Annotated in this window: 8 protein-coding genes; 7 read left to right on the forward strand and 1 reads right to left on the reverse strand. The window is 63.8% G+C overall.

Annotated elements, in window-relative coordinates; translation table 11 throughout:
• Positions 1-366 precede the first annotated feature (366 nt).
• The 4 genes from ABVQ20_RS17385 to ABVQ20_RS17400 all read left to right on the forward strand — a co-directional run bounded on the left by ABVQ20_RS17385 (position 367) and on the right by ABVQ20_RS17400 (position 7,754).
• The gene (locus ABVQ20_RS17385; protein WP_354460739.1) at positions 367-4,323 is read left to right on the forward strand and encodes a peptidoglycan-binding protein; all 3,957 of its coding nucleotides are present in this window, start codon (positions 367-369) and stop codon (positions 4,321-4,323) included.
• 189 nt (positions 4,324-4,512) lie between these two features.
• Positions 4,513-5,436, forward strand: coding sequence for a sulfite exporter TauE/SafE family protein (locus tag ABVQ20_RS17390; protein ID WP_354460740.1), 924 nt, complete (start codon positions 4,513-4,515; stop codon positions 5,434-5,436).
• On the forward strand, positions 5,436-6,227 hold the full coding sequence (locus ABVQ20_RS17395) for a TIGR02186 family protein (RefSeq protein ID WP_354460741.1): 792 nt from the start codon (positions 5,436-5,438) through the stop codon (positions 6,225-6,227). Before ABVQ20_RS17390 ends, ABVQ20_RS17395 begins: the two co-directional genes overlap by 1 nt.
• A gap of 270 nt (positions 6,228-6,497) precedes the next feature.
• Positions 6,498-7,754, forward strand: coding sequence for an Hsp70 family protein (locus ABVQ20_RS17400; RefSeq protein ID WP_354460742.1), 1,257 nt, complete (start codon positions 6,498-6,500; stop codon positions 7,752-7,754).
• A gap of 1 nt (position 7,755) precedes the next feature.
• Here ABVQ20_RS17400 and ABVQ20_RS17405 read toward each other — a convergent pair whose 3' ends face one another.
• Positions 7,756-8,658, reverse strand: a complete 903-nt coding sequence (locus ABVQ20_RS17405) for a LysR substrate-binding domain-containing protein (RefSeq protein ID WP_354460743.1) — start codon at positions 8,656-8,658, stop codon at positions 7,756-7,758.
• Between the two features lie 278 nt (positions 8,659-8,936).
• Between ABVQ20_RS17405 and ABVQ20_RS17410 the strand changes: the two genes are divergently transcribed.
• From ABVQ20_RS17410 to ABVQ20_RS17420, 3 genes are read left to right on the forward strand one after another with little or no spacing between them, the layout of a single operon-like run.
• A complete protein-coding gene (locus tag ABVQ20_RS17410; protein ID WP_354460744.1) occupies positions 8,937-11,867 on the forward strand; it encodes a molybdopterin oxidoreductase family protein in 2,931 nt (976 codons plus the stop codon).
• Positions 11,864-12,598: a 4Fe-4S dicluster domain-containing protein gene (locus tag ABVQ20_RS17415; protein ID WP_354460745.1), complete on the forward strand. Its 735-nt coding sequence runs from the start codon at positions 11,864-11,866 to the stop codon at positions 12,596-12,598. Before ABVQ20_RS17410 ends, ABVQ20_RS17415 begins: the two co-directional genes overlap by 4 nt.
• A 2-nt stretch (positions 12,599-12,600) precedes the next feature.
• A complete protein-coding gene (locus ABVQ20_RS17420) occupies positions 12,601-13,536 on the forward strand; it encodes a dimethyl sulfoxide reductase anchor subunit family protein (protein ID WP_354460746.1) in 936 nt (311 codons plus the stop codon).
• The last annotated feature ends 57 nt before the right edge of the window (positions 13,537-13,593 follow it).

Genomic DNA, 13,593 nt, shown 5'->3' on the forward strand with positions numbered 1-13,593 from the left:
AACAAATCGCAAATGGGACGCACCGCGCACCTTTTACGTTTACGTCAATTCTATACCGAGAGCCGCCTTATGACGCAAGAACGTTCTGCAAAAGGAGCTTTTTGCCGCATCGCGGCATGGCCTGGCGACGACGTTGCAACTTCTTAAGCTTGGTTAACGCGTTGTTTACCACGTTGGGTGAAATGTGCGCGTGTCGGTTACCCGTGGTTATCCTGTATCGAATTTTTCACGGTTTTTCGGAGCGCGGGTGAGAACCCCGGAAAGCTTGTCTTTCACCGCGGCATGGCAGCCCGGTCGCCTTCGTTCCCGGCAGGGACTTTGGGGAAACTGGCCGAAAGCCAGCCATTCTGAAAAACGGGCGCATCGATGAACAGCAAGCGGTCTTATCTCGATACACTCAATACCGGCAGGCAGCGCAAGCCGCATACCACGCTGGAGGAATTGAACCGTTCCCTGGAGACACTCGAACAGAGGCTGGAGCGGACACGCGAGGACCCGATGGAACGGCCTGATCCGCGCCAGTACGGGGCGGAACCACGCTATCCGAGCGCTCGGCCCTACGGCCAGCAGCGCTGGTACGAGGATCCGCAATCGGCGCGGCCCAAGAGCCCGGCACCGACCGCTCCCGTGTTTGACCAGAACTATCAGGCGATCGCCCGCGACATCGACCGCGTGCGCGGCCAGGAGGACAGCGTCGCCGCGGTCGGCAAGATCGCCGGCGAGCTGCGCGGGCTGCGCGAGGAATTGCGCCACCAGATGACAGCCGGCCTGCAGCGCGAGTTCGATGCGCTGCGCAAGGACATCGAGCGGGCCTTCCAGGGAAATGGCCAGTCGGGCGGCCCCGGCAAGGGCAGCGCCGAACTCGGCGTCGAGTTCGAACGGCTTTCCGGCGCCATCCAGACGCTGGCCGAAAAGAGCGACGACAGAAGCGTCAACATGCTGCGGCTCGAACTGGAGCAGGTCAAGGCCGCGCTCGACACGTTGGCGCGCGAGGAGAGCGTGCAGGCCGTCGACCGTCGCTGGGACGATTTCGACCGTCGCTGGACCGCTTTCGAGGACCGTGTCGATGCCGACCAGCGCAAGCGCTCGGATGACCCGGGCCTGTCGATGCTGACCGATCGGCTCGAACAGATCAGCAAGGCCGTCAACAACCTGCCAGAATCGCTGTCGCTGCGTTCGCTTGAGGAAAAGGTCCGCACGCTTGCCGGCGCCGTCGATCATTTCGCCAGCCAGCAGAACAATCGCGGCGGCGACACGCTCGGCATGATCGACGAGCGGCTTGACGAGATTTCCCGCGCCATCCTCGCCTCGACCGTCGCGGCGCAAGCCAATTCATTCGATCCCGAACCCTTCGAGCGCATCGAGAAGCGGATCGCATCGCTTGCCGAGCAGATCGAGGAAGTCGCCCAGGATCGCCCTGGCAACGAGGTTATCGATCGCCTGAACATGCTGTCGAACCGTGTTGACGATCTCGCCGGCAGGGCCAACCTCCCCGAGCAGGCGATGGAGCGCCTGGCCAAGCAGATCGCTGGCATCGCCGACAAGATAGATCACGCCCCGGCCATGCCGGACGCCGATTACATCTTCCAGGGGCTGGAGCAGCGTTTTGATGTGCTGTCCGGCATGATGGAACGCCGCCAGGGTGACGCGATCCAGCAAGGCAACATGCTGTTTCGCGATCTCGAGCGCCGGCTGGACGAGGTTGCCGACAGGCTTGACCAGCGCATGCCGCAGGTCGACAGCGCCGGTATCATGGAGGCCATCGACGCACGCTTCACGGCGCTGGCCAAGCGCATCGAGACACGTGTTCCGGACCCAGCAGGCGAGGCGGCGATCCGTGGCCTCGAAAGCCGGCTGGAAGACATTTCAAGCCGGCTGGATGCTTCCGCCGCGCAAGTTGCCGGCATCGATCCGGCCCTGATCCGCAGCCTGGAGGCGCAGGTTGCCGGCCTGTCCGCCCATCTTTCCAAGCCCAGCACGCCGCTGCCGGAATTCGAGGACATCAGCCCGCGCCTCAACGAAATCGAGAAGTCCCTGGCCGGCACCCGCGATTCGATCCTCGGTGCCGCGCGCGAGGCGGCCGAAAACGCCGTCCGCTCGATGGCTGGCTCCAGCGCCAACACCGCCGCCGTTACCGGGCTAGCCCAGGATCTGAAGACCCTGGAATCGTTGACGCGCCGTTCGGACGAGCGCAACTCGAGGACGTTCGAGGCCATCCACGACACGCTGCTGAAGATTGTCGACCGGCTTGGTTCGCTGGAGACCAGCGAACCGGCCGAAGCGGTGAGCGAGCTCGTGGACACGCAGCCTGCTCAGTCCTTTGGCAAAAGCCTGCGAAACAAGATCGCGGTTCAGGATGCACCGTCCCTGGATATCGATCAGCCCGTACCACTGACCGGCGACATGGCTGATCTCGACGGCCGCGCCGCCGCCATCATGCGCAGCGAACCGGGCTCGCGTGGCGAACCGGGCACACGCACGCCGGCGGAGGCTGCTGCGGCAGCGGCCATGGCGGCGCTCGGTTCGGACACGATTGCCGAGAGGAGCGAGCAGCCCAGCCGTAGGAAATCGATGTTCGGCGGACTGACACGCGCTTTCAAGGGGAAGAAGGAGGCGGATCTTCCGCTGGCCGGCTCGGCGCCAACGGTCGACACGCCCACCGTCGACCTCGACGAGCCGCTCGACCCGAAAATGGCCAACCGGCCACTGGAGCCCGGCTCGGGCGCACCGGACCTCAACGCCATCATGAAGCGCGTGCGCGACGAGCGTGGGCCGCCGGTCAAGGCAGGCGATACCGACGCAGCGAAATCGGACTTCATCGCCGCTGCCAGACGCGCCGCGCAGGCAGCCGCCGCCGAGGCCGACGCCCTCAAGCGTCAGTCGACGATGAGCGGCCCGGTGAAGGCACTGCGGATCGGCGACCTGCTCAAGGCACGGCGCAAGCCGATCCTGATGGCTGCCGCCGCGATCATGCTGGCGCTTGCCGGCCTGCAGCTGGGCAAGGCCTTTTTTGCCGACCCTGCGGAGATGGCCAGCAATGACGCGGCGCCGGTCGTCGCCGCAAAGCCGGTGCAGACGACCTCGATCAGTGCCGAGCCGAAGGTCCAGCCGCTCGCGGCGTCAATGGACAGCGCGCCGGCCCGCAACGTCAGACAGGCGGAAGCCGCCCAACCGGCAGCCAAGGATGACACGCCGGCGCAGATTGCCGTAGCCATGCCGTCGAACATCGAGACGCCCGTCAACGCAGCGCCCGCAGCCATGCCGCAGGCTCCGGCCATGACGTCTTCCACGACACCCGCTCCGATGGCATCCGCGACGGCCCCGGCGGCTACAGACTCCATGGCTTCGTACGCCGACACGCAACCCCTGGCGACAGTGCCGGCCGCCGCGGCCTCGGCTACGGCCGTGGACACGACCGGCGCGGTTCCTCCCGCCAATGCCTCGGCAGCGGGCGCTGTCACCACCAAGATAGACATCCCCGCCGATGCCGGCCCGCAGGCATTGCGTGACGCGGCCGCCGGCGGCGACTCCAAGGCGATTTTCGAGATCGGCTCTCGCTATGCCGAGTCGCGCGGCGTCAAGGAAGACATGGCGGCGGCGGCCAAATGGTACGAAAAGTCGGCCGAATTCGGTTTCGCCCCGGCGGAGTACCGTATCGGCAATTTCTACGAGAAGGGCATCGGCGTCGCGCGCGACATCAAGAAGGCGAAGACCTGGTACCAGCTCTCCGCCGAGCAGGGTAACGCCAGCGCCATGCACAATCTCGCCGTGCTTTTCGCCATGGCCGCGGACGGCGTGACCGACAATGAGTCGGCAGCGCACTGGTTCCAGGCCGCCGCCGACGTCGGCGTCAAGGACAGCCAGTTCAACCTTGGCATCCTGGCGGCCAAGGGCGTTGGCATGAAGCAGAATCTCGAGGAATCCTACAAGTGGTTCGCACTCGTCGCCAAGACCGGCGACAAGGATGCAGCCGCAAAGCGCGACGAGGTCGCCATTTCGTTGAGGCCGGAACAGCTCGAGCGCGCTCGCGCCGCCGCCGAGCTGTGGAAGGCCAAGCCCCTCGATCCGGCGGCCAATTCGGCCGACATTCCCGAATCCTGGCAGGAAGGCACCCCGCAGACGACCGCCAGCGTCGACATGACAAAGGCCGTCAAGAATATCCAGCTCATCCTCAACAAGAATGGCTACGATGCCGGCGGCGCCGACGGCAAGATTGGCCAGAAAACCAAGAATGCCATCATGGCCTTCCAGACCGACAACAGCATGAAGGCGACGGGCACGATCGACGAACCGCTGGTCAAGGCGCTGCTGGCGCGCAAATAACGCGGGATGCGTCGCTTACGCGACGCCCTTGCCACACATTTGCCTGTTAACTGATTGAGATGTTTTTTGTTTCGGCGGCGCGGCGCGGTTTGACTTCGCCGTGCCGCTGGCGCAAGAAAACTGTGCTCTTCGGCGCGGAATGCCCGCAACGGCTGCATTCATCCGGAGACAACTGATCGAGACTGACGGGTGGGCATCTATCTCCCGATCGCGGAAATTTCCGTCAACGTATTCGTGCTGCTGGCCATGGGCGCGGCGGTGGGTTTCCTGTCGGGCATGTTCGGCGTCGGCGGCGGCTTCCTCATCACGCCGCTGCTAATCTTCTACAACATTCCGCCGGCCATCGCGGTCGCCACCGGGGCCAACCAAGTCATCGCCTCATCCTTCTCCGGCGCATTGTCGCACATGAAGCGCGGCACGCTCGACTTCAAGCTCGGCGCTGTGCTTCTGGCCGGCGGCATTGTCGGTTCGACAGGCGGCATATTCGTGTTCGGCTTCCTGCGCCGGCTCGGCCAGCTCGACCTGTTCATCTCACTGCTTTATGTCGTGCTGCTCGGCACTGTCGGCGGGCTAATGCTGGTCGAGAGCGTCAATGCCTTGCGCGCCACCCGCAGCGGAGCCGCGCCGGTGCTGAAGAAATCAGGTCAGCACAACTGGATCCACCGCCTGCCGCTAAAGATGCGGTTCAGGGCGTCGAAGCTGTTCGTCAGCGTCATTCCGGTGCTTGGCCTGGGTGCCGCGATCGGCTTCCTGTCGTCGATCATGGGTGTCGGCGGTGGCTTCATCATGGTGCCGGCGCTGATCTATCTGTTGAAAGTGCCGACCAACGTCGTCATCGGCACATCGCTGTTCCAGATCATCTTCACCTCGGCCTACACGACGCTGGTCCATGCCACCACCAACCAGACCGTCGATGTGATGCTTGCGTTCCTGTTGATGGCGGGCGGCGTCGCCGGTGCTCAATATGGCGCCAAGGCCGGCCAGAAGCTGCGTGGCGAACAGCTCCGGGCACTGCTGGCGCTACTGGTCCTGGCGGTGGCGATACGGCTTGCCATCGATCTCTTCGTGACGCCGCCCAACCTCTTTTCGCTGTCCGGCGCGGGCCTGAACTGATGCCGGATCCGAGGGCATTCGCCGCTGCCGTCTTCCTGTCGCTGGTCGCGGTGGCCTCACCGACATCAGCACAGACGCCTGTGGCGGAAGGCATCCAGATCGGCCTGTCCACCGACAAGGTCTCGATCACCGCCGGCTTTTCCGGCGCCGACCTGACCATCTTCGGCTCGCTTGAAAACCCGGACCCGCTGGTCGCCCGCCAGGGGCGCTACGACGTCATCGTCGTGCTCGAGGGGCCGCCCAAACCGGTGGTGGTGCGGCGCAAGGACCGGGTACTTGGCGTATGGGTCAATCTGGAGTCCGAGACCTTCGAGAATGTGCCGGTCTCCTACTCCGTGGCGACGACGCGGCCGCTACAGGACATCACCGAGCCGAACAGCTACAAGCAGCTGTCGCTCGGCGCCTCCAACCTCTACATGCAGCCAGCCGATCCCAGCAACAGCCCTTCCACGATCCAGGAATTCACCGCCGCGCTGCGCGAACGCAAATCAGCGACCGGCCTCTACAGCGAGAATGTCGGCGGTGTGCAGTTCCTGTCGCAGAACCTGTTCCGCGCCACTGTCAGGCTCGCTCCCAACGTTCCGGTCGGTACCCACAAGGCGCGCGCCTTCCTGTTCAAGAGCGGCCTGTTCATCAAGGAAAGCTCCGCCCAGCTCGAAATCCGCAAATCCGGTTTCGAGCAGTCGATCTTCCGGGTCGCCCACGATTATTCCTTTCTCTACGGCGTCTTCGCCGTATCGCTGGCGATGGTGACTGGTTGGCTCGGACGGCTGATCTTCCGGCGGGATTAGTGCATGTCGGCCAAAAATGGCCCCGGTTTTGGGAGAACGACATGCACAAGAACAAAGACCTAAAGCGCGTCGCATGAATCCGTTCAGACGCGGCGCGCTTTAGGAACCGATCCCTTCGAAAAAAGGGTTTCCCTTTTCGGGGTCATGCGCTAGACCGCCACCCCCAAGCCATTTGGCGGATAAAAGCAATTCGGTTCGAGCAGTCCTCCCCCGACAGCGGCGCGCCTTCGCCGCGCCAATCCGCTCGCCACAGATATTCAGGATCAGGTCATGCGATCAGCATTCGCCGGCATCGACTTCGGCACTTCGAACTCCACCGTTGGCGTGGTCCGGAACGGGCAGCCGCGCCTCGTCGCGCTAGAGGACGGCCAGGTCACGCTGCCCAGTGCCGTGTTCTTCAATTTCGAGGACAACCGCACCTGTTTCGGGCGCCATGCCATCGCCAATTATACCGACAGTGTCGAAGGACGCCTGATGCGTTCGCTGAAGAGCGTGCTCGGCAGTTCGCTCGCCCACGAAAAGACGCGCATCAAGTCGCGATCGATCGGCTTCATGGAGATCGTCGGGCTGTTTCTCAGCCATCTGAAGAAGCGGCTCGAGGAGGATTCTGGAGATGCGGTCGATACGGTGGTGCTGGGCCGTCCGGTACAGTTCGTCGACGACGATGCGGAGGCCGATGCGAAGGCGCAAGGCGAACTCGAGAGCGCGGCCCGCGCGCAGGGCTTCAAGCACATCGCGTTCCAGTTCGAGCCGATCGCGGCAGCACTCGACTATGAGCAAAAGGTGACGCGCGAGGAACTGGCTCTCATCATCGACATGGGCGGCGGCACGTCGGACTTCTCGATCGTGCGCGTCTCGCCGGAGCGTGCCCGGTCGCTCGACCGCAAGGACGACATCCTGGCCAGCCGAGGCATTCACATCGGCGGCACGGATTTCGACCGCCTGCTGAGCATCGCCCATGTGATGCCGCAGCTCGGCTATCTGACGCCCACCAAGGACGGCAAGCGCAATCTGCCGGCCGGCTATTTCATCGACCTGGCGACATGGCAGCGCATCAACCTGGTCTACACAGCCAAGGCGATGACGCATTTGCGCCAGATCCGCTACGAGGCCGAGCGCGCCGAGCTGGTCGACCGCTTCATCGACATTGTCGAGCACCGCTATGGGCACGCGCTAGCGGCACTGGTCGAAAAGGCCAAGATCGAGCTGACCGACATGCCATCCGCCGAGGTTGCGGTGAAACTGCCGGGCGCGGAGTTCGCCGCCGAGATCACGCGCAGCGGGCTGGACGCCACGATTGCCAGGGATATCGAGCGGGTCACCACCACGGTCGGACAGACCATCCGCGATGCCCAGGTCAAGCCGTCCGACATCACAGCGGTGTTCCTGACCGGCGGATCGACGGCGATCCCGCTGGCAAGACGAGAGATCCTGTCGCTGGTGCCGCAGGCATCCGTCATCGACGGCGACATGTTCGGCTCGGTCGGGCTTGGCCTGGCGCTGGACGCTCAGCGGAAGTTCGGTTGATTTAGGCCGAACTGCTTCCAGTGGTTTCGGCGCCGAGATGCGCCTTGAGCGCCATCTGGGCCAGGCTTGCCTGGCGATCGCGATGGGTGATCATGGCGAAGTCGCGCTTCGGCAATTCCATCGGCACGGAGCGCAAACTGCCCTCGGCGACGGCGCGCGCGACGACGAGCTCCGAAATGATGGTGGCGCCAGCACCCGCCTCGACCGCCTGGCGAACCGCCTCATTGCTCGGCAGCACCAGGAATATCTGCAGGTCGGCCAGCGAAATGCCCTCGTGGCGGGCCAGATCCTCCAGAACCTCGCGCGTGCCTGAGCCACCCTCGCGAATGATCCAGCGCAGCCCCCTGATGTCGGGCCGGCCGTCAGAGATCTCGGCGATCTCCGGATGCGAGCTGGCGACCACCAGCATCAGCCTGTCAACATCGACCTTGGCCCGACGCAGGATGTCGGATTCGGTGCGCCCTTCGACCAGGCCAAGATCAGCGGTTCCATCAAGGACATTGGCCTCCACCTGCCTGGTGTTGCCGATGGTGACGCTCAGCCTGACGGCGGGATAGGCTTCATGGAAGGAAGCCAGCCGGCGCGGCAGCCAGTAGCTGGCAATCGTCTGACTGGCGGCGATCGACAGGCTGCCGGTGACCGTCTGCGAGACATGTTCCAGCACGTCGCGAGCGGCGGCGGCTCGCTCCAATACGGCCTTGGCCTCCGGCAGGAACCGGTGGCCGGTCTGGGCAAGCTCGATGTTGCGGCCGACCCGGTTGAACAGATGGACGCCGTGTTGCTCCTCGAGCGCCCGGATGGCGGCGGACGCGGCCGACTGGGAAATGCCCAGCAGCTCGGCCGCCTTGGTCATGTGGCCGCGTTCGGCGACGGCAACAAAAATGCGCAATTGATCCAGAGTCATGGCGGCATTAAGAACCAATATCGATTGAATTTACAAGAACAACTGATTAGACGGATCGATAGCTTTATTCTAAGTTTTCGAACGAAGTTAGAAAAAATTCCCCATCGGAATCGCAGAGAACACATGATCGGGCGGTTCAAATCGCTGCTTGCCCATTGGACCCGGAGCCTTCGGCGGCAGTTGGCTGGCGACCGCTATCATCCTGAAGAGCACTACATGCGCGGCCCCGGACCGAAAACGAGAGCCAAGTCCGCGGACCGCAACAGCATGCGGGGATCATGAGCCACCGACCGCCGTGCGGCGCCAACTCCGCCCCCTCCCAGCGGCCGCTTGCCGACACAACCGCGCCAGACGAAGGCGACGGCGTCGATACCTCGCCCAGCATCTCCGACAGCATTGCCAAGACGACTTGCTACATGTGCGCCTGCCGTTGCGGCATCGACGTCCATATCAAGGACGGCAAGGTTCGCTACATCAACGGCAACAAGGACCATCCGGTCAATCGCGGCGTGATCTGCGGCAAGGGCAGCTCCGGCATCATGCAGCACTACAGCCCGGCACGGCTGAAAAAGCCGTTGTTGCGCACCGGCCCGCGAGGCTCCGGCGAGTTCCGCGAGATCGAGTGGGAGGAAGCCTTCTCGATCGCCACGGAGCGGCTCTCGGCCATCCGCCGCACCGACCCGAAGAAGCTCGCCTTCTTCACCGGGCGCGACCAGTCGCAGTCGCTGACCGGCTGGTGGGCAAGCTGCTTCGGCACACCGAATTTTGCCGCCCATGGCGGCTTCTGTTCGGTCAACATGGCGGCCGGCGGCCTCTACACGATCGGCGGCTCGTTCTGGGAGTTCGGCGAACCCGATTGGGACAACACAAAATACTTCATGCTGTTCGGCGTCGCCGAGGACCATGATTCCAACCCGATCAAGATCGGGCTCGGCAAGCTCAAGGCGCGCGGTGCCAAGGTGGTTTCGATCAATCCGTGCCGCACCGGCTACAATGCGATTGCCGATGACTGGATCGGCATCCGGCCCGGCACCGACGGCCTGTTCGTCTTCGCCCTCATCCATGAGTTGCTGAAGGCGGGCCGCGTCGATCTCGACTATCTCTTGCGCTACACCAACGCCCACACGCTGGTCATCCAGGAGCCGGGTGCGGCCGATGACGGGCTGTTCGTGCGCGACGCTGACGGCAGCCCTCTGGCCTGGGACAGGATTGCGAAGACGCCTGTCAGCGCCACCGACGCCAGCGCCAAACCCGCACTGACCGGCACCTTTGCCGTGGATGGCCGGCGCTGCGTGCCGGTGTTCCAGCTGATCGCCGACCGCTACCTCGATGAGAGCTATGCACCCGATGCCGTTGCGGAGCGCTGCGGCATTCCCGCCGACACGATCCGCAGGACCGCCGCTGAACTCGCTCATGTCGCCTTCGAGCAGACGATCGAACTGCCGGTGGCCTGGACCGACTGGGCTGGCCGCCGGCATGAGACGATCAAGGGGCGCCCAGTCGCGATGCATGCCATGCGCGGCATCTCCGCCCATTCGAACGGTTTTCATACCTGCCGCGCCATCCATTTGCTTCAGGTCCTTCTGGGCACGGTGGATGTTCCCGGTGGCTTCCGCTTCAAGCCGCCCTACCCCAGATCGGCACCGCCGGGTCCGAAGCCGGCCGGCAAGACCACCAGGCCGATGACGGCGCTCGACGGCATGCCTCTGGGCTTCGTGTGCGGGCCGGACGACCTGTTGGTCGATGAGACCGGCACGCCTCTCCGCATCGACAAGGCCTATTCCTGGGATGCGCCGCTTGCCGCGCACGGGCTGATGCACACAGTGATCCGCAATGCCTGGGCCAGTGATCCGTACCCCATCGACACGCTGATGATGTACATGTCGAACATGGCTTGGAATTCCTCGATGAACACCGTCGAGACCATCGCCATGCTGACCGACAGCGATGAAGCGGGTAACTACAAGATCCCCTTCATCATCTATTCCGATGCCTATTATTCCGAGACGGTGCCGTTCGCCGATCTCGTGCTGCCCGACACCACCTATCTCGAACGACACGACTGCATCAGCCTGCTCGACCGGCCGATCAGCCATGCCGACGGGCCAGGCGATGCCATACGCCATCCCGTCGTCGAGCCGGATCGCGACGTCCGGCCATTCCAGTCGGTGCTGATCGAACTCGGTGCCCGGCTCGGCCTGCCCGGCTTCGTCAATGACGACGGATCGGCCAGATATACTGATTATGCCGACTACATCGTCAACCATGAGCGGACGCCCGGCATCGGGCCGCTCGCCGGCTGGCGCGGCAAGGACGAAACCTCGATCGGCAAGGGCGAGGTCAATCCCAACCAGTTGCAACGCTACATCGACAATGGCGGCTTCTGGCACCACGATTTCGCTGACGACCAGCGCTACTACAAGATGGCCAACCGCTCCTATCTCGATTTCGCGGTGCAGATGGGTTTTATCCCGAAGGCAGAGCCGATCGTTTTCCAGCTCTACGCGGAGCCGATGCAGCGCTTTCGCCTCGCCGCGCGTGGCCACGGCACTGTGTTGCCGCCAGAGGGCGACCGCCAGCGCATCGAGACCTATATGGACCCGCTGCCGTTCTGGTACATGCCCTTCGAGGAGGCGGTTGTGGACCTGCGGAAATATCCGCTGCACGCGCTGACGCAGCGGCCGATGCACATGTATCATTCCTGGGGCTCGCAGAATGCTTGGCTGAGGCAGATCACCAGCCAGAACCGGCTGTTCGTGCACCACCGGACTGGCGCCAGCCTCGGTCTGGTCGACGACGACTGGGTGTGGATCGAAAGCATCAACGGCAGGGTGAAGGGACAGATCAAGCTGATCGACGGGGTGAACGAAAGCACGGTCTGGACCTGGAACGCCATCGGCAAGCGACGCGGCAGCTGGGGACTTAAGGACGACGCCGCGGAATCCAATCGCGGCTTCCTGCTCAACCATGTCATAGGCGATCAGACCTCGGCTGACGCGAACGGCAAGCGCTATTCGAATTCCGATCCGGTCACCGGCCAGGCGGCATGGTTCGACCTGCGGGTGCGCATCGTCAAATGCGCGGCCGGGGAAGCTGGCTTCACCGAGCCGCAATTCGAGCGTTTCCACCAGCCGCCGCACTTCGAGCCTTCGCCCGACAAGTTGAGCTTCGGCGCCGATTTCCGGCTGGCAAGAGAGGCCGCGGAATGACTTGCCTTCCAGCCCATACCGACAAGAAGCTCGGCCTCGTCATCGACCTCGACACCTGCGTCGGCTGCCAGGCCTGCGTCACCGCCTGCAAGGAATGGAACACCGGCGGCCACATGGCGCCGCTGACCGACATCGACCCTTATGGCGGCCATGTCGACGGCGTCTGGTTCAACCGCGTGCACAGCTACGAACACACCACGGAGATGGGCGGGCGCACGGTGAACTTCCCACGTTCCTGCCTGCATTGCGAGACACCGGCCTGCGTCACCGTCTGCCCGACCGGCGCCTCCTACAAGCGGGCCTCCGACGGCATCGTGCTGATCGACGAGGACAAGTGCATCGGTTGCAAATTGTGCAGCTGGGCTTGTCCCTATGGCGCGCGCGAATTCGACACCGATGTCGGCGTGATGAAGAAATGCACGCTGTGCGTCGACCGCATCTACAATGACAACCTGGCCGAAGGAGACCGCGTGCCGGCCTGCGTCGCGGCTTGTCCGACCAGCGCCCGGCATTTTGGCGATCTCGGTGATCCCCAGTCAGCTGTCTCGCAACTGGTGGCGGAGCGTGGCGGCGTCGACCTGATGCCGGAACTTGGTTACAAGCCAACCAACAAATACCTGCCGCCACGCGCTAACACCACGCGCGCCGCATCGGTGGCCGCGCCAGCCCTCGAACCGGTGCGGGCCGAAGGCGGCTTCCTCGGCTGGGTCGACCGCATGCTTTCGAACTAGCCATGCATCCAGCCTTCTCCGTCGTCTTCTTCACCACCGCCACGGGCGCCGGCTACGGCCTGCTCGCGCTGCTCGGCGTGCTCGGGGGCTTCGGCATCATCCCCGCCGATTTCTGGCTGGGCTTCATCGGCATGGGGCTGGCGCTCGGCTTGATCGCCGCCGGGCTCCTATCGTCGACCGGTCATCTCGGCAGACCTGAACGCGCCTGGCGGGCCTTTTCGCAATGGCGCAGTTCATGGCTGTCGCGCGAAGGCGTTTCGTCGGTCCTGACCTTCATCCCGGCCGGGCTGTTCGGCATCGGCTGGGTTCTGTTGGGCAGAGCGGGTGGATGGGTGGCCGCAGCCGGACTGCTCGCAGCGATTGGTGCGATCGCCACCGTCTGCACCACGGGGATGATCTATGCGTCGCTGAAACCGATCGCCCAGTGGCACAGCCGCTTCACTCTGCCCGGCTATCTCATCTTCTCGGCGATGACTGGCAGCGTGCTGCTGAACGCGCTGCTCCAGGGTTTTGCTCTCGGTTCAATGATGCTTCTGGCGGCTTGCGTGCTGCTGACCTTGCTCGGCTGGGGCTGGAAACTGGCGACATGGCGCTACAATGACCGACTGGAAATCCCGACAACCGCCAACACAGCGACTGGGCTGACCGGCGGCACAGTGCGGTCGCTGGAGTGGCCGCACACCGAAGAGAATTATCTGCTCAAGGAAATGGGCTTTCGCATAGCGCGCAAGCACAGTGCCCGGCTGCGCCAGATCACGCAATTGCTGGCCTTCGCTCTGCCTGTCGCGCTGCTGATTGCGGCGTTCTTCTTGCCAGTGCCGTTCGCGGCGGTGCTGTCAGTGCTCGCCGCGATCATCCAATTCGCCGGCATGCTGGTCGAACGCTGGCTGTTCTTCGCCGAGGCGAAGCATACGGTCACCCTCTACTACGGACGATAGAGCCTATTCCATCCCGATGGAATCGGGATGCGGCTCTATCTTCTTGTTTGAGCATGA

This window comes from Mesorhizobium shangrilense (assembly GCF_040537815.1).
GTDB classification, from domain to species: Bacteria; Pseudomonadota; Alphaproteobacteria; order Rhizobiales; family Rhizobiaceae; genus Mesorhizobium; species Mesorhizobium shangrilense.